The following is a 17,443-nucleotide window of genomic DNA, read 5'->3' on the forward strand; positions in this document are numbered from 1 at the left end:
GCTCCTCAAAGGCTAAGCTGGCGAATATCACTCAGCAGCGCGACCACGCGAGTGAAGAAACGCCCGCCGTCGCCGCCGTTGACCACCCGGTGATCGTAGGACAACGACAGAGGCAGCATCTTGCGAGGCTCGAATTCCACGCCATTCCAAACCGGCTTGGTCGCCGCTTTGGATACGCCCAATATGGCCACCTCCGGCGTATTGATAATCGGCGTAAAGCCCGTACCGCCGATGGCACCGAGACTGGACACAGTAAAACATCCACCCTGCATATCCTGCGGCACCAGCTTACGCTCCCGCGCTTTCGCCGCCAGCTCCATCACCTCCGCAGCGAGCTGCCAGATACTCTTGCGGTCTGCATCGCGGATGACAGGCACCATCAGGCCCGACGGTGTATCCACCGCCATACCGATATGAATGTATTTCTTCCAGACCAGTTCCTCGCCGCCACCCGCCAATGACGTATTGAGCTTCGGGTTGTCACGTAAGGCGATTGCGCTGGCCTTGATGAGAAACGGCAAGGGCGTGAGGCGCGTCTCCCGAGACTCTGCCTCGCCTTTCAGCTGCGCGCGGAACGCTTCGAGATCGGTGATGTCCGCCTCGTCAAACTGGGTCACATGAGGCACGTTGAGCCAACTGCGCCGCATATTGGTCGCAGTCAGCCTGTCCAGTTTAGTCCGCGATGTCGTCTCAACTTCACCGAAGCGGGCAAAGTCAATTTCGGGCACCTGCGGCAGCCCTGCGCCGCCCGAACCGCCGCCCTCCTGCACCGAACGCCGACTATAACGGTGCAAATCATCTTTTAGAATCCGCCCCTGCGGACCGCTACCGTGCACCTGCTCCAACGGAATGCCAAACTCTCTGGCCAGTTTGCGAACGGCGGGGCCCGCATAGAATTTTGTCCCCGTCACATGCGCCTGTGCCGTGGTCACGGCACCACCTGCGGGCGATGCAGCCTCCGTGTCCCTGACGGATTCGACCGCAGTCGATTCACTGTCTGGCAACACCTGCACCGCTGCCGGTGCTGCTTCCAATGGATCCTCTTGTGCAGCTTGTCGCGGCACATCTGCGGCCGGTTCTGGCTCGGTCGATGCTGCAGCAGTATCCGGCTCCGAGACCCTCTCGATCATGGCGACCGGGGCACCTTCTGCCAGTTCATCACCCACTGCCGCCAGCAACTCGATCACCTTCCCTGCAACGGTCGCCGGAATTTCCATGGAGGCCTTGTCAGATTCCAGAACGATCAGGCCCTGATCCACGCTAACCTCGTCGCCGGGAGTCACCAGCACCTCAATGACCTCGGCGCCCTCGGCACCACCGATATCGGGCACGATTATCTTTTCTATCGCCATATCGCTCTCCCTTTAATCAAACCGTCAGGGGGTCTGGCTTGTCCGATGGCAGACCCAGCGCCGTCATGGCGCGAGACACGACAGCGAGTTCGAGCGTTCCCTCGTCCGCCAGCGCCTTGAGCGCCGCCAGCACCACGTATTCCCGGCTCACTTCGAAAAACTCACGCAGCTTGGTCCGCGTGTCCGAACGCCCAAAACCGTCGGTGCCCAGAACGGTGTAACGACCCGGCACAAACTCCCGGATCTGGTCAGCGTAAAGTTTCAAATAGTCGGTGGCCGCAACTACGGGGCCGCCGGCATCCTTTAGCATCCGGGTGACATAAGCCTCGCGGGGCGGTTTATCCGGGTTGAGCAGGTTCCAGCGCTGCACAGCCCTGCCCTCGCGCTGCAGCTCGTTGGCGCTGGTAAGGCTCCAGATATCCGCCGCCACTCCGTAGTCAGATTCGAGTATGATCGCGGCTGCCTCCACCTCGCGCAGAATTGCACCGCCGCCCAGTAACTGCACACGCGGTGTGTGCGACGCCTCTGACGCGCGCAGACAATAGAGTCCCTTGATAATGCCCTCCGCCACGCCTTCGGGCATGTCAGGCTGCAGGTAATTCTCGTTCATGGTGGTAATGTAATAGAAGCGGTTCTCACCCTCTGCATACATACGGCGCAGGCCATCATGGATGATCACAGCCAGCTCGTAGGCGTAGGCCGGGTCATAGGATACGCAGTTGGGGATGGTGCCGGCCATTAAGTGGCTGTGTCCATCCTGATGTTGCAAGCCCTCGCCGTTGAGCGTAGTGCGCCCCGCGGTCGCACCAATCAGGAAACCCCGCGCCTGGCTGTCACCCGCCGCCCAGGCCAGGTCGCCAATACGCTGGAAACCAAACATCGAATAAAAAATATAAAACGGCACCATGGACAACGCGCTGGTGCTATAGGACGTCGCCGCCGCCAGCCAGGCAGAGAATGCACCTGCCTCGTTGATACCCTCCTCTAAAATTTGCCCCTTAATGTCCTCTTTGTAGTACATGACCTGGCCCGCATCCTGGGGCGTGTAACGCTGACCTACCGAGGAATATATACCCAGCTGCCGAAACATCCCCTCCATGCCAAAGGTGCGGGCCTCGTCGGGCACAATCGGCACGACCCGCTCGCCGAGGTGCTTGTCCTTTACCAGACTGGAGAGTATTCGAACAAAGGCCATCGTGGTGGATATCTCGCGCTTGCCACTGTTTTTAAGCTGGTTGTCAAAAAGTTCGAGCGCGGGCGTCTGCAGCCGCTCCATCTCCGCCCGGCGCACAGGGATAAACCCTCCCAGCGCTTCACGACGCTCACGCATGTAGCGCATCTCTGGGCTATCCGCTGCTGGACGGTAGTAGGGCACGTCCTCGAGCGCTTCGTCGCTGACCGGAATATCAAATCGATCACGAAAGGCTTTAAGGCTCTCCATGTCCAGTTTTTTGAGCGCATGGGTCTCGTTACTCGCCTCCCCCGCCTCACCGGTACCGTAGCCTTTCACTGTCATGGCGAGAATCACCGTGGGGCGATGATGCTCTTCAACTGCCGCGGCGTAAGACGCATAGACCTTGTAAGGGTCGTGGCCGCCGCGGTTAAGGTACATGATGTCGTCGTCGGACAAGTCAGACACCAGCTCAAGAAGCTCCGGATACTTGCCGAAAAAATGCTCGCGTGTATAGGCTCCACCGTTGAATTTATAGTTTTGCAGATCGCCATCGCATACTTCGTCCATGCGCTTCTGCAGCAGGCCGGTCTTGTCCTTCTCCAGCAGGTGATCCCATTTTCTTCCCCAGATTACCTTGATGACGTTCCAGCCCGCACCCCGGAAGATGCCCTCGAGTTCCTGAATAATTTTGCCGTTGCCGCGCACAGGCCCGTCGAGGCGCTGCAGGTTGCAATTAATGACGAAATTCAGGTTGCCCATCGCCTCGCGGCCTGCCAGAGATATGGCTCCCAGAGATTCGGGCTCGTCACACTCACCGTCTCCCATGTAACACCACACCTGCCGATCCCGATGGTCGACCAACCCACGGTCCTGCTGGTACTTCATCACTCTCGCCTGATAAATCGCCTGTATGGGCCCGAGCCCCATCGATACAGTCGGAAACTGCCAGTACTCAGGCATCAGCCAGGGATGAGGGTAGGAGGACAGACCCTCACCACCGACCTCCCGCCGAAAACGGTCAAGTTGCGCTTCGCCCAGCCGGCCTTCGAGATAGGAGCGGGCGTACATCCCCGGGGCACTGTGCCCCTGATAAAACACGAGATCGCCGGGGTGCCCGCCCTCTGTGCCACGGAAAAAATAATTGAAGCCGATGTCGTATAACGTTGCGCTGGAGGAAAAACTGGAGATATGCCCACCCAGACCGTCGTCGTTGTCGTTGCCCCGCATCACCATGGCCATGGCATTCCAGCGCACCAGCGAGCGAACGCGGCGCTCCATGAACAGATCGCCGGGCATCATTTTTTCCTCCGCGGGAGCGATCGTATTCGAAAAGGGAGTGATTGCAGCGGTGGGCAGTGGTAAACGGCGATTCATACCATGCTTGGCCAACTCCTGCAGAAGAAATGCGGCACGCTCCTCACCTTCCTGCCTGACCACATCGTCGAGTGCTTCAAGCCACTCGAGAGTTTCCGGTGGGTTGCTATCTTCCTTCATCGCGATAAACCTCCTGCGGCGTTGAGGAACTGTCGCCAGCCATGATATTAATTCTATTATAGAACTATGGTGGCGCCGTGCCCGCGGGTGCTGACCCCCTGAAATCGGTCCGCTGCATCGAAAGGGACTGCGTGTCGACTACCCCCGACCCGCTGATAGTAGCTGACAGCAACAGACAAATCTATTTAGTTCCAATTTAGAACTATCAAATAAATGCCCACCGCACGGCGGGCGTCAATCAGCCAGATAGGTGGCGTGATCACGCTTGATCGCGGCGGCGGACTCAACTACCTCGAACCGCCCCTCAGGCAGCTTTCCCCGCCGCCCGGGCGCCACGACCTGCAGAGCATGCCGCTGAGCGATGAATACGTCGGCATAGTACGAGGTCCAGTCTTGCAGCGTGATCGCCTCTACCGCGGCAGCCATTGTCTCCCGTCCGGCAAAGTCGTACTCCTTACGCGCAATCGAACGCCAGTAATGCTCAGCCCGTTCCGCCAGGTTCTTATCCGGACGCAGGATATCGCTGATCAGCGCGGCCTTGTGACGCTTAAACTGCTCCAACTCAAGAAGCGGCGTGACACCGGTCATAAACGCCTGCATCGCCAAGGCCACCGCAGCGGCATCCGCCGAGGGTGACTGCACCAGCAGTAACAGACCAGGGACCTGTTCCCGGGGATAATTATAAGCGCCCACCACATAGCCCAGCTGCTGCTCTGTGCGCAACTGGTCGAAAAAGCCCGATGAGATGATCTGCGCTGTGAGTGCAGTCATGGCACGGTCATTCCAGGTGTCGCCATTGCCCTGCAGGTACCAGGCAACGACCGCATCGTCGTGGGGAATCGACACCGGGAACTGGATCGACTCGCTCGGTGCGAGCTTGAGAATCCTGCGTGGCGGCAACGCCGGTGCTGGACCTGCGTCGAGCACACCGTCGAGTAGTGCCGACACCTCTGCCACACGGGCCTCGGGGTAATTGCCAAATATCAGCGCCTCCGCGCTGGCCTCCTTCCAAAAACCCGCTATGTAAGCGTCGAGGTCGGCAAGCTGTGTCGCCTGCAGTGCCTCGATCAAAACCTGCTCCCCCCAACTATTGTATTTGAGGGCCTCGTTAAGATCGTCCACCACCTGGCTGCTGGGCCGCTTGGCAACACTGTTTTCCAACGCGCGGATCATATCCTTACGTATATTGTCAAAGCGCTGCGCACTGTAGTCCGTCGCCTGCGCCTGCTCCAGCAAGCGCTGCAGTAGCAACTGCTGTTTGTCGGTGTAGCCGCCCAATCGCAAGCTGATACCTTCCGCATTTTTACTGAAACTGAAACTCATTCCCGCCAGTTGGGCCGGGTAGGCGAACTCATTCAGCCGGTCTGTCAAAAGAGCGGTGTACAACGCCACCCGTGCAGCCTGAGCGGCGCTCACACCCACTGCAGGCGAGCGGAAATTGATGTAGGTGACACCCCGGGGCACACGGAACTCCGCATCAGGCATGTACCAGATGCGCTGGCGCTCTGCTTCAAACGCTACCACCGGTATCGCGGGTAGCGCCTCAGGCAGCGCGACCAGCGCCACATTCTCGGCGATGAACTCGTTGGGGGCAGGCAGACGCATTGTACCCAGCACATCCGCATCGCTCGGGGCCGGCATCGGTGCTAACGGCTTCTGCGAGTAGGCCACCTGATAATACTGCGACACCTCGTCCCCCTCCACGGCCTGATCACTGAACATGACCAGTGCGTTCTCCGGGCGGATATACTCCAGTAATTCTGCCAGCATCGCCGCCTCGTAGTCCTCCATCAGGTAGGGGCCGCGCAGGATATCCGACGCCTGATAGTGCTGCATACCGCTGGCCAGTGCACTGACATAGCCCATGGGGCTGGATTGCTCCCGGAAGCGGAAACTCAATTCCGCCAGCCTCGACTGCTCCCGGTACATCCACTCCTGGGGGCCCTCCTTACGCAACATGTCAGCGTAGGCAAACACCAGCTGCAAAATACGCTCTGGCTGCGCCGCGCCCTGCTCGGTCAGCGTTAAACCGAGACTGAACAAAGCACCACCATCCCAGGCAAAGCCCTCTCCGGCGCCAAGCGATTCCGCCAGCCCCTCCTCCTTCAGGCGCGAGAAAAGGCTGCCCTCCCCTTCATGGCCTATCAGATTGCCCACATAAATTCCCGGTTTCACGCGATACTCGTCTCTGTAATCGGGAATCGGAAACGACACCGTCATCGTTCGCTGCGTGGCTAACGGCTGCAACTCCACCATAAGGGGCAGACGCGCGGGTTCAATCAGGGGTGCCTCAATCACCTCACGCGGCAAATCGCGATTGACAACCTGGCTGTAAAGCGGCCGCACCAGCGCCTCCAGTTCGTCAAGAGACTGTGACCCCAATACTGCCAGGCGCATAATATTGGAAGAGTAGTGTGTGTTGTAGAACGCCACCATGTCATCGCGAATGGTCGCGTCGGGGCGATCCGCCAGGGTCTCCAGCGTTCCGACGGAGAACTGGCTGTAGGGATGCTCAGGATTCATTACCTCCTGCAAAACATCCAATTCGCGGCGCTCATCGCTTTTCAGGCCCATCTGGTATTCCGCCTCGACCGCGTTTTTTTCCCGGTCCACATACGCGACATCAAACCGGGGCGCGATAAAGAACTGCGCAAAGCGGTCGAGTGCCTCTGGCAGATAATCCGCATTGATATCGAAGAAATAGTTGGTGTTACCGAAACTGGTATAGGCGTTGTGGGAACCGCCGTGCTCCGCGATGAAACGCTGGTATTCGCCGGAGTCCGGGTACTTGTCAGTGCCGAGGAACAGCATGTGCTCGAGGAAATGCGCCATGCCCGCGCGGCCCTTCGGATTATCGCCGCTGCCGATACGCACATCCAGTGCTGCGGCCGCCTTGGGCGCGCCGGGATCGGAGATCAACAACACCTGCAGCTGGTTGTTCAGGGTCAGCAGTCGATATTGGTAATCGTCGTTGGGGCTTTTTACGGGTTGAGGCCCCTGCGGTAATGACGAGCACGCTGTGAGCGCAGCAAGGCTGATGCTGCATAAAAAGGCGCGTAAATTCAGCCGGGGATTGATCCGGGACATGTGTGACTCCATCAAATGTATACCTACTGATCGACCGCTGAAACCGCGCTTCCGGCGCGGGGCCAGGCATTGATAATGGCCTTGATCATGGTGGCCAGAGGGATCGCGAAAAATACACCCCACATACCCCAGATACCGCCGAAAAAAAGCACTGCCAGAATAATCGCCACCGGATGCAGATTAACAGCCTCTGAGAACAACAAAGGTACCAGCACATTACCGTCTAACGCCTGAATGACCATATAGACCACAAGCATGTAATAAAATTCCGCGGTCAGACCCCATTGGAAAAACCCTACCAGAGCCACCGGCAAGGTCACCAGAGTCGCTCCAATGTAGGGGATAATCACTGATACACCCACCAGCACGCCCAACAGGACTGCGTACTGCAAGCCCAGCCATGCAAAGGCGAAGTAGGTGACAGAACCAATGACCAGAATTTCCAGCACCTTCCCCCTGGCGTAGTTGGCAAACTGCTGGTCCATCTCGCGCCAGATGCTGCGCAGCAGCGGCCTCTCTGTCGGCAGGAAACCACCAAACCAGGCAAAAATTTGATGCCCGTCCTTGAGGAAAAAGAACACCAACAGGGGAATCAGTATAAGGTAAACCATGACGGTAAGGATCGAGGGTATCCATGCGAGAGAACTGGTCACCAGAGCGGGGCCCAGCCCGGCCAACTCACTCTGCGCCAGGGATATCAGCTCCCTTACCTGCGCTTCCGATAAAAACTGCGGGTAGCGCTCGGGAAGAATACTGAGAATTTCCTGCCCCCGGGACAACATGCCCGGCAGCTCCCCTACAAGGCCCAGCGTCTGGCGCCACACAAGCGGCAGGATAGCCAGACAAAAGCCGAAAAACGCACCGACAAAGACGAGGTAGGACACCGCCACACCCAGCCACGTTGGCAGACCGAGGCGTTCCAGTCGACCGGACAGGCCCTGGGCCAGGTAAGCCAGCACAATGGCGGCCAACACGGGAGCCAGGATATCGCCAATGGTCATTAGCAAAACCACTGACAGAGTCAGCAGCACCAGGAGCAAGACTGACTCTTCCTCGGACAGGTACCGTTTGTACCACTTCCTGAAAATTTCCAGCATGTAAGATCCGTAATCCCGCGCGCGGTTTCACCCATTCTGACGGCTTTGCCAACCAAACAAAAGCGATTAAGGCCCGCGGCGGCTCAGGCTTTCTCGATGAGGTAAGTGAACACGCCATCCTGTTCTGCGCTTTCCAGCAATCGATGGCCGGTCTGCTCAGCAAATACCCGAAAATCCCGCACCGAGCCGCTATCGGTAGCCAACACCCGCACACGCTGGCCCGACTGCAGGCCATTCAGGGCCCGCTTTGCCATCAGCAGCGGCATAGGGCAGGCGTGGCCGGTTGCATCCACTTGTGTTATCTCTGTCACGGCGCATCGTCTCGGGCATTTGGGCGCAGTATACGCGACCGCGGCAAATATCTCTGCACAGCGCCGCTGGCCCCTGCCGTTAAGCCGCTCGCCACGGGGTTCAACAAACAGCAGCGGGTTGGTTATACTCTGTGTATCGAGGAGGAACTATGAATAAATGGATTCGCATACTGATCGTGTTACCGGCCCTGCTCTTTGTAGTCATGGGTCTGCGCTGGGCCACTGATCCCGGCGGGGCTGCGGACCAGCTGGGCATGACCCTGATGACAGGCGCCGGCCTGAGCGCCCAGATTGGCGATGTCGGGGGCATGTTCCTGTCGATGGGCATCATGATGCTAATCGGCAGTGCGACTGCCAACCGGGTCTGGCTGTGCGCTCCCGCGCTGTTGCTGGGTCTGATCGCGACATTCCGCGTGATTGCATGGGTTGCGCACGGCGCAGCGCTCACACCGGACACTATTGCGGTCGAGGTAATCGTCGCCAGCCTGCTGCTGTTCGCCGCCACACGAATTACACCGGGCAACTAGCCGCCAGCACAGCAGCGCAGGCTAAACCACCCACACTCGCCAGGAGTAACATTATTATGTCCGTCACACTGGGCTCCCCCCTCTGCCCCAACGCGCGCAAAGTCATGCTGTGCGGCGCCGGCGAACTCGGCAAGGAAGTCGTTATCGAATTACAGCGCCTCGGTGTTGAAGTCATCGCCGTAGATCGCTACGAAAACGCGCCGGCAATGCAGGTAGCGCATCGCTGCCACGTGATCAACATGCTGGACGGAGACGCGCTGCGTGCCGTGATCGAGCGGGAAAAGCCAGATCTTGTCGTGCCAGAAATCGAGGCGATTGCCACGGACACGCTGGCAGCTCTGGAAGAAGAGGGCTTTACCATCATACCCACCGCTCGCGCCACCCAGTTAACCATGAACCGGGAGGGTATACGCCGACTCGCCGCGGAAGAACTAGGGCTTCAAACCAGCCCCTATGTCTTTGCTGCAACGAAAGAGGATTATCTGAAAGGCATTGAGGATGTGGGGTTGCCCTGCATCATCAAACCCATTATGAGCTCCTCCGGTAAAGGCCAGACACTGGTGAAAGAAACAGGCGATGTTGACGCCGCCTGGGACTATGCCCAAAAAGGTGGCCGCGCCGGCAAGGGCAAAGTCATTGTGGAGGGTTTTGTGGATTTCGATTTTGAAATCACGCTGCTGACGGTGCGGCACCGCGATGGTACATCCTTCTGCGCACCCATTGGCCACCGTCAGGAGGGGGGTGATTATCAGGAAAGCTGGCAGCCCCAAGCCATGTCGGATGCCGCGCTGAGCGCAGCACAGGATATGGCCGAAAAAGTAACCTCCGCTCTCGGTGGCAAAGGCTTGTTCGGTGTAGAGCTGTTCATCAAAAACGATACGGTCATCTTCAGTGAAGTCTCTCCAAGGCCTCACGATACGGGTTTGGTGACCCTGGTGTCACAGGATCTGTCTGAGTTTGCCCTGCACGCCCGCGCCATTCTCGATCTGCCTATCCCGACCATCCGCCAGAACGGACCCGCCGCATCCAGTGTCATTCTGGTGAAAGGCGACAGCAGCGACGTGCAATTCTCGGGTCTCGAAAACGCATTGGCTGTAGCCGACACGCAGCTGCGCCTGTTCGGCAAGCCGGAAGTATCAGGCGCACGACGTATGGGCGTCGCGCTCGCGGTGGCAGATTCCGTCGAGGCCGCCCGGGACAATGCTAACGCGGCAGCGGCGGCGGTAAACGTCACGCTCTAGCGTGAGGCGGGCTATTCGCTCACACGACTCAGCGACGCCCGACGCCCGACGCCAGCGCGTATTGCCTGAGATGGGATAACCCGTTTCTATTCCTTCGGTTCAAATAGTCGGCAGAGGCCGATTGCCACATCTGGTAACATGGCCGCCCGACGAAAACCTCTGAAAGCGCTCGCCATGAAAACCAATATCGGATTGTTCCTGAAAAAACGTGCAGAAATCTGCCCCAATCGCGAGGCCGTAGTGGAATACGAGCGTGATCGCCGGTTTACTTTTGCCGAACTCAATGCTCGCTCAAACCGGGTCGCGAATGCACTGCTTGAAGCGGGCATAAAGCCCGGAGACCGGGTTGCGACCCTGTTAAAAAATGGCGTTGAATTTATCGAGACCTATTTTGCGGTCGCTAAAATTGGTGCTGTCTTCGTGCCGCTGAACTGGCGACTGGTCGCAGCTGAGCTCAGCTATATTCTCGGCGATAGCGGCGCGAGGGCACTGGTCTACGATTCAGATTTTGACGACACGGTGAATAAGCTGGCCGAAGGCGAGGCTGACGCGCTCGATGTCATCCTTTGGTTGCGTCGGGAAAACGCCGACGGAGGCGCACCGGCATGGGCTACCGACTACGAACAATTAACCGGTGGCATGTGCGCGGACGAACCACCAGTGGGCGCCTGGGATGATGACAATCTGTTCATCATGTACACCTCCGGCACAACGGGCCGGCCCAAAGGGGTAGTGCATTCTCACGAGGGTATGCTCTGGTCACAACTCACCAGTATGAGCACCTCCGATATGCGCGACGGGGATCGCTGGTTGCTGGCTATGCCCATGTTCCACGTCGGCACTATGAGCCCCGCATCATTGCTGGTGCACCGTGGTGGCGGCGGGGTCATTATGCGTGAGCTGGATATCGGCGAAATGTTTCGTTGTATCGAACAGGAAAAGGTCACTATTTTTATGGCAGTCCCCGCCATGCTGCAGTTTATGCTGGTGGTGCCAGAGCGTAAGGAATGTGATATCTCCTCCGTGCGCTGGATCGCGACCGGCGCAGCGCCGGTGCCAGTTTCGCTGCTGCGAGAATACGAGACGCTGGGTATCCGCATCTGCCAGGCTTACGGTCTCACCGAGTCCTGCGGCCCAGGCACGCTGCTGCTGCCGGAAGATGCTGAAGCAAAAGTAGGCTCCTGTGGTAAACCGCAAATGCACACGGAGATAAAGATCGTCGACGGAGAAGGCAACACCATACCCATGGGCTCGGAGGAAGCCGGAGAGCTGCTTATTACGGGACGCCACATGATGAAAGAGTACTGGAACAAGCCCGAGGCGACGGCCGAAACGCTGAGAGACGGGTGGCTTTACACCGGCGATATCTGCACTTGGGATGCGGACGGTTTTGTTACCGTTTGCGATCGGAAAAAAGACATGATTATTTCCGGCGGCGAGAACATTTACCCAGCGGAGCTTGAAAACGTCTTGGCTGCCTGCCCCGATGTGCAGGAAGCTGCCGTCATCGGTGTCGCCTCACAAAAATGGGGAGAAACCCCACTGGCGTTAGTCGTCCCGGCGCCCGACGCCAAACCCACGGCAGAATCCCTCAAGGCTTATTGCAAAGAGAATCTTGCAAGCTACAAGGTGCCGCAGCTCTTTGAACTGGTGGATGCGCTACCGCGGAATCCGTCCGGTAAACTGTTGAAGCCGGAACTGCGCGAACGTTTTCCAGGCCCGGCGCCGTTCTAGAAACCGCGCCAAAATCTATTCGTTCGATACTCTCTCCTGGAGCCTCCGACGAATTTGCGCCAAATCTTCCCGCGTCATGCGCACTTTGAGATAAAACGCGCCACCCACCAGAGCCATGCCGCCCGTGAGGACAATGGTGAACCAACCCAGCTGCTGCAATACCTCTGCCGCCACTGAGCCCGGTTCTAGACCCGGGCTCAGCCCGACAAGGTCAATCACCACCCCTGCCAGCATCGCACCAAGACCTGTTGTCGCTTTTAACAGGAAGGCCCCCGCGGCGAAAAATACGCCCTCCTGGCGCCTACCCGTCGCAAGTTCCTGCTCATCGAGCAGATCTGCCGTGAGTGACGCCGTGACCACATGCAGGGTGACTAACGCGAATACGCCAACACCGGTGGTGCACAGAACCCAAAGATAGATCAGCGTGACCCCGTTTGGCGGCAGAAAACCCAGCAGACGCGCGCCCAGAGAAATAAAGACATTCAGCGCGAGTAATACACAGGCGGCCAATAGCATACGCGGCTTGTCTACACGTTGTCCTATCCGCGCCAACACACCGAAGCCCAGCAGGGTTGCAATGAACGTGGGTATCACCATACCTGCCAGCTGATCAGTGGAGAGCTCCCAAAAATAAGTTCCAATATAGAGCGACAGCGTAGCGTAGACACCCGCGGCGATACCGAAGGCGAGTCCGGCGCAGGTCACGAGCAAGAATTTGCGGTTGCTGAACGCCACGCGCATATCCGTTATGGGCCGCAGGAGGCTGAAGGGCCCATCATCCGCGTCCGCCTGCGGCAGGTGGGGAATAGTCGAGCGTGTACCCAACACGCAAATAACAACAGTCACGCCGGCTAAAACGGCCGACAACACACCGTACTCAACGTAGTTAGCCTGCACCAGACGACCGTCCACATCACTATTGGACTGGAAGATCACGGCAAAACCGATGGCCGGCATCAACATGCCAGCAAGCCACGCCATCGTCACCCGCGCCTTGGCAATGATTGTGCGCTCATCGTAGTCGGCAGATAACTCTGCCCCCATAGCGCTGTAAGGAATAAAGTAAATCGTTAGAAATGTGCGCAACAGGATTGAGACACCGAGCAACCAGATGAAGATTCCCATTTGCTCCAGATCGTCCGGGGGATTGAACAACGCAAGAAATAACAGGGCTGTGGGCAGACCGCCTGCGACAAGCAGCGGATGCCGCCGCCCCCAGCGCGTGCGCAGGGTATCGGACCAGCTGCCCACCACCGGGTCCGAGATGGCATCCCAGGTAAGCGCAACAAACATCGCTAACCCCGTCAGCGTGCCACTCAAACCCAGCACCTGCGTGTAATAAAAAACAACGAAGTTGACGAAGGCCGCATCTTTTACCGAAAAAGGCATATTGCCAATGGCATAAGACCATTTTTCGAGACCGGTTAACTTTCGCATGCAGTGCCCTCGCCGACCGCACTCGTCATGGTCATCGGCTTTATAAAACAGTAATAGAACAGGCCAGCCAGTCGACCACATTCGGGAGATGCAGTCAAAGCGCGCACGACACATGCGAGCCGGTTCTGACCCGGGCAGCGCATTTGTGGGCAGCCTCGACACAGGTTACATTAGCCGTATGCACACCTTCCTAAGCAGCAAACTCTTCGCGCCCCTGTTGTCAGGCATAGTTGCGACCTTCCTTTCTGCCTGCCAGCCAGAAACCATTAATGAACCTCCCCCTGGAGTGACCGCCGACTGGCCCGCCTATGGCGGCACGCCAGGAGGCACGCACTTTTCGCGCGCCAACCAGATCACCCCGGATAATGTCGCCAACCTAGAGGTTGCCTGGCATCATCGTTCCGGTGACTATCGTGAGGCGCGCAAATCCGGTGCCAGCCGCCTCGCACAAAGCTCCATGCAGGTCACTCCGATTCTGGTCGAGGACAGACTGTATTACTGCTCGCCCTTTAATCGCGTTATCTCGCTGGACGCAGAAACCGGTGCGGAACTCTGGGCCTTCGACCCAAAAGTGAACATGGACAATCACCCTGTCCTGACCCACTGCCGCGGCGTCAGCAGCTGGCGCTCTAATCGCGAGGGTTTTTGTGAGCACCGCATCTTCGTCGGCACCATGGATGCGCGCCTCATTGCCCTCGATGCGAATACCGGTAAACCCTGCCCCGATTTTGGCAACGCCGGTGAGATCGATACCAGTGAAGGTATGTCTGAACACCAACCGGCGGAATACGGCATTACCTCTCCCCCGGCAATTTTAGGTGACAAAGTCATCACCGGCTCCATGGTACTGGACAACCAACGCACCGATTCACCGGGGGGAATTGTGCGAGCCTACAATGCACGCAGCGGCGAACTGGAGTGGGTGTTCAATCCGGTCCCGCCTGGCGGGACAGCGCGCAATGAGGACGGCACCTGGCGCAGCGGCACCACCAATGTCTGGTCCATCATCTCGGTAGACGAGACCCGCGGGCTGGTGTTCCTGCCCACGGGAAATACCACTCCTGATTATTTCGGCGGCCACCGCAAAGGCCTCGACTATTATTCCAGCTCCGTCATTGCGCTCAAGGGTGATAGTGGCGAAATCGCCTGGCATTACCAATTGGTGCACCACGACCTGTGGGATTACGATACGCCCGCGCAGCCCACGCTGGTGGATCTCGTGGTCGACGAGGCAACAGTACCCGTCGTTGTACAAGTCACGAAAATGGGCATGACGTTTGTTCTCCACCGGGAAACGGGCCAGCCAGTGTGGCCGGTAGAAGAGCGGCCTGTGCCTCAGGAAGGTGCAGTCGAGGAGGAATATCTTGCACCGACGCAGCCTTTTCCCAGCCATATTCCTCCGCTTATTAAGGGTGCCTACAGCGCCGACGCGGCATGGGGATTGACCTTTTGGGATCGCAACGCGTGCAGGGACAAGATCGCCGGCATGCGCAATGACGGCATCTACACACCTCCCTCACTGCAGGGCAGCGTGAACTATCCCAGCAATGCCGGTGGGAATAACTGGGGCTCGCCTGCCATCAACCCTGATACCGGTGTAATGGTGGTCTTCACCAATCGCCTCGCCAGCACGGGCAAGCTGATTCCGCGTGCCGCGTGTGAAGACAACCTGCAGGCACAGACCGGCACACCCTATTGCGTGGAGACCGATTGGATCACCTCTCCGCTGGGGCTGCCGTGCAGCGCCCCACCCTGGGGCACGCTGGATGCGATCAATCTGTCCACCGGGGAGACCTTGTGGAGTGTGCCACTGGGCACCACGCGCGACATGGCGCCCTTCCCCTTCTGGTGGATCGAGGGTTTGCCCGGGATGGCGGCCCCCATGATGACCCACTCAGGACTGATCTTTTCCGGCATTTCCAATGAACATGCCCTGCGCGCCTTTAGTGCAGAGACGGGCAAGGAGCTGTGGCAGGGCGAGCTTCCGACAGCCGCCAATGCGCTGCCCATGACCTATCAGATCAGGCCGGGAGGTAAACAGTATGTAGTGATTGCGGCGGGTGGTCACTGGAGTGGCGGTGCACCCCCGGGAGACCATATTATTGCCTTTGCCCTGCCGGATCAGGTACCACAACGTTAGCTCACACGAAGGAGAGATCATGGCACCATCCCGCATACTTGCGCCTTTATGCATGGCCTTGTGCAGTCTGATTGCCAGCCACGCACTGGCCTATGAACCACCGCGCACCGCAGGCGGCAAGGTTAACTTCAGTGGCGTGTGGCAGGTACTCAATACCGCTAATGATTCGCTGGAAGCACAGCCGGGACGCGCCGCCCAGGTGTTGCGCGACGGGCCTGCCGTGCCCGTTCCGGTGCGGGACCTCGTTGCGCTGGGTGCCACTGGCGCCATTCCCCCAAGTATCGGCGTTGTAGAGGGCGATGTGATTCCCTACCGCACGAGCGCCCTCGCGCAGCGTGAGCAAAACCGCGCGAACTGGATTACCGCCGACCCGGAGGTGCGCTGTTATCTTCCCGGCATTCCGCGTGCAAATTATATGCCCCACCCGTTCAAGATTGTCCACAATGACGACAGCCTGTTTTTCAACTACGCCTACGCGGGTGCTGTACGCAATGTTGCACTTACCGATCCCGGCCCTGCGCCACTGGACTCCTGGATGGGCCAGTCCTGGACACGCTGGGAGGGGGACACACTGGTTATTGAAACAACCGGCTTTAACGATCGCACCTGGTTCGATCGTTCGGGCAATTACCATTCCGATAAGCTAAAGGTTATCGAGCGTTTCACCCGCACCAGTGATCACACTATCGACTACTCCGCCACTATAGAGGATGCCGATCTATTTACCCGCCCCTGGACGATTCGTATGCCCCTTTATCGCCGCGTGGGGAGAGATGAGATCATGCTGCAATTCAACTGCGTGGAGTACGTGGAAGAAATGATGTATGGCCACTTACGCAAAGAACCTCTGGACTGAGGAGCGATAGCATGAGTAGAGCACGCTTTACCTGCCTGTTTATATTGGTGCACGCCGTAACGGCAAGCGCCGCCGAGGACACATTACCGCGCATGCCCTGGGGCGATCCGGACCTACAGGGTATCTGGAGCAATGCCACCGTCACGACACTGACGCGACCGGATGAGGTCGACAAGCTGACACTGACGGAGGCCGAGGCCACGGCAGTGGAGAAATATGGCCTGTTTGGCGAAGAGGCGCGGCGCGAAATCGACAACCTCCCCGAGGGTGACCTGCAAGCCGGAGAGAACGTCGGCGGCTACAATGCAGCCTGGATAGACGCAGGCACTCGCGTCCTGCGAGTCAGAGGAGAACCCCGAAGTTCGATTATTACAGAGCCGCTGGATGGCCAGATACCCTACACGCTAATGGGGCGAGGTCGCTTTTACTGGCAGGGCTATAAATGGATGACCCGTCACGACAACCCGGAAGAACGCCCCGACGGGGAGCGCTGCATTGTTGGCTTTGGCTCTACCGGGGGCCCGCCCATGCTGCCTGTGTTATACAACAATCACTACCAGTTTGTGCAAACACCCAGCGAGGTACTCATTCTGGTGGAAATGAGTCATAACGTGCGCACCATTCGACTGGATAGCGAACACTTGCCAGAGGTCGTGAGACCGTGGCTCGGAGATTCCATCGGCCACTGGGAGGGCGATACACTGGTCGTACGCACCACCCAGTTCCACCCGCAACAAAACCTGCGCGCCGCCATCAAGCATCAGGTCTATATGACTAGCGACAGTGTTGTAGAAGAGCGCTTTACCCGCACAAACGAGCGGGAAATCCTATACCAATTCACCGTGACCGACGACAGTATCTATACACAACCCTGGCGCGGCGAGATGACCCTGAGAACTGCGCAGGGGCCTATCTATGAATACGCCTGCCATGAGGGCAACTACGGCTTACCCAATATTCTGGCCGGCGCGCGCCAGGCAGAGAAGGAGTAAC

12 protein-coding genes are annotated in these 17,443 nt (G+C 58.3%); 6 read left to right on the forward strand and 6 right to left on the reverse strand.

From position 1 onward, the window contains the following. Positions 1–5: 5 nt before the first annotated feature. The 5 genes from EYC82_RS09545 to EYC82_RS09565 form a co-directional block, all read right to left on the reverse strand. Entirely contained in the window at positions 6–1,352 is a 1,347-nt protein-coding gene (locus EYC82_RS09545; RefSeq protein ID WP_279249302.1) for a 2-oxo acid dehydrogenase subunit E2, read from the reverse strand. A 16-nt stretch (positions 1,353–1,368) separates the two neighbouring features. Then, positions 1,369–4,020 (reverse strand): pyruvate dehydrogenase (acetyl-transferring), homodimeric type, encoded by a 2,652-nt coding sequence (gene aceE / locus EYC82_RS09550; protein ID WP_279249303.1) that lies wholly within the window; start codon positions 4,018–4,020, stop codon positions 1,369–1,371. 234 nt (positions 4,021–4,254) lie between these two features. After that, positions 4,255–7,107, reverse strand: coding sequence for an insulinase family protein (locus EYC82_RS09555; RefSeq protein WP_279249304.1), 2,853 nt, complete (start codon positions 7,105–7,107; stop codon positions 4,255–4,257). A gap of 23 nt (positions 7,108–7,130) precedes the next feature. Continuing rightward, the gene (locus EYC82_RS09560) at positions 7,131–8,204 is read right to left on the reverse strand and encodes an AI-2E family transporter (protein ID WP_279249305.1); all 1,074 of its coding nucleotides are present in this window, start codon (positions 8,202–8,204) and stop codon (positions 7,131–7,133) included. A gap of 83 nt (positions 8,205–8,287) precedes the next feature. Next, complete coding sequence (locus EYC82_RS09565) at positions 8,288–8,515, reverse strand: sulfurtransferase TusA family protein (protein WP_279249306.1); 228 nt, start codon at positions 8,513–8,515, stop codon at positions 8,288–8,290. Between the two features lie 149 nt (positions 8,516–8,664). Between EYC82_RS09565 and EYC82_RS09570 the strand changes: the two genes are divergently transcribed. The 3 genes from EYC82_RS09570 to EYC82_RS09580 all read left to right on the forward strand — a co-directional run bounded on the left by EYC82_RS09570 (position 8,665) and on the right by EYC82_RS09580 (position 12,017). After that, positions 8,665–9,042: a hypothetical protein gene (locus EYC82_RS09570; RefSeq protein ID WP_279249307.1), complete on the forward strand. Its 378-nt coding sequence runs from the start codon at positions 8,665–8,667 to the stop codon at positions 9,040–9,042. A gap of 56 nt (positions 9,043–9,098) precedes the next feature. Beyond that, positions 9,099–10,283, forward strand: coding sequence for a formate-dependent phosphoribosylglycinamide formyltransferase (gene purT, locus EYC82_RS09575; RefSeq protein WP_279249308.1), 1,185 nt, complete (start codon positions 9,099–9,101; stop codon positions 10,281–10,283). A gap of 174 nt (positions 10,284–10,457) precedes the next feature. Further along, on the forward strand, positions 10,458–12,017 hold the full coding sequence (locus EYC82_RS09580) for an acyl-CoA synthetase (RefSeq protein WP_279249309.1): 1,560 nt from the start codon (positions 10,458–10,460) through the stop codon (positions 12,015–12,017). A gap of 15 nt (positions 12,018–12,032) precedes the next feature. On the opposite strand, the gene EYC82_RS09585 is transcribed toward EYC82_RS09580, so the two are convergent. Beyond that, the gene (locus EYC82_RS09585) at positions 12,033–13,454 is read right to left on the reverse strand and encodes an MFS transporter (RefSeq protein ID WP_279249310.1); all 1,422 of its coding nucleotides are present in this window, start codon (positions 13,452–13,454) and stop codon (positions 12,033–12,035) included. A gap of 112 nt (positions 13,455–13,566) precedes the next feature. Here EYC82_RS09585 and EYC82_RS09590 point away from each other — a divergent pair, with 112 nt between their 5' ends. From EYC82_RS09590 to EYC82_RS09600, 3 genes are read left to right on the forward strand one after another with little or no spacing between them, the layout of a single operon-like run. Beyond that, positions 13,567–15,594, forward strand: coding sequence for a pyrroloquinoline quinone-dependent dehydrogenase (locus EYC82_RS09590; RefSeq protein ID WP_279249311.1), 2,028 nt, complete (start codon positions 13,567–13,569; stop codon positions 15,592–15,594). A gap of 19 nt (positions 15,595–15,613) precedes the next feature. Further along, complete coding sequence (locus tag EYC82_RS09595; RefSeq protein ID WP_279249312.1) at positions 15,614–16,450, forward strand: hypothetical protein; 837 nt, start codon at positions 15,614–15,616, stop codon at positions 16,448–16,450. Positions 16,451–16,461: 11 nt separating this feature from the next. Beyond that, the gene (locus EYC82_RS09600) at positions 16,462–17,442 is read left to right on the forward strand and encodes a hypothetical protein (protein WP_279249313.1); all 981 of its coding nucleotides are present in this window, start codon (positions 16,462–16,464) and stop codon (positions 17,440–17,442) included. Position 17,443: the final 1 nt, after the last annotated feature.

The organism is Candidatus Marimicrobium litorale (genome assembly GCF_026262645.1).
Taxonomy (GTDB): domain Bacteria; phylum Pseudomonadota; class Gammaproteobacteria; order Pseudomonadales; family Halieaceae; genus Marimicrobium; species Marimicrobium litorale.

Coding starts and splice junctions, on each gene's coding strand:
- EYC82_RS09545 (WP_279249302.1), bottom strand. CDS start 1,352: ATGGCGATAGAAAAGATAATCGTGCCCGATATCGGTGGTGCCGAGGGC.
- aceE (WP_279249303.1), bottom strand. CDS start 4,020: ATGAAGGAAGATAGCAACCCACCGGAAACTCTCGAGTGGCTTGAAGCA.
- EYC82_RS09555 (WP_279249304.1), bottom strand. CDS start 7,107: ATGTCCCGGATCAATCCCCGGCTGAATTTACGCGCCTTTTTATGCAGC.
- EYC82_RS09560 (WP_279249305.1), bottom strand. CDS start 8,204: ATGCTGGAAATTTTCAGGAAGTGGTACAAACGGTACCTGTCCGAGGAA.
- EYC82_RS09570 (WP_279249307.1), top strand. CDS start 8,665: ATGAATAAATGGATTCGCATACTGATCGTGTTACCGGCCCTGCTCTTT.
- purT (WP_279249308.1), top strand. CDS start 9,099: ATGTCCGTCACACTGGGCTCCCCCCTCTGCCCCAACGCGCGCAAAGTC.
- EYC82_RS09580 (WP_279249309.1), top strand. CDS start 10,458: ATGAAAACCAATATCGGATTGTTCCTGAAAAAACGTGCAGAAATCTGC.
- EYC82_RS09585 (WP_279249310.1), bottom strand. CDS start 13,454: ATGCGAAAGTTAACCGGTCTCGAAAAATGGTCTTATGCCATTGGCAAT.
- EYC82_RS09590 (WP_279249311.1), top strand. CDS start 13,567: ATGCGAGCCGGTTCTGACCCGGGCAGCGCATTTGTGGGCAGCCTCGAC.
- EYC82_RS09595 (WP_279249312.1), top strand. CDS start 15,614: ATGGCACCATCCCGCATACTTGCGCCTTTATGCATGGCCTTGTGCAGT.
- EYC82_RS09600 (WP_279249313.1), top strand. CDS start 16,462: ATGAGTAGAGCACGCTTTACCTGCCTGTTTATATTGGTGCACGCCGTA.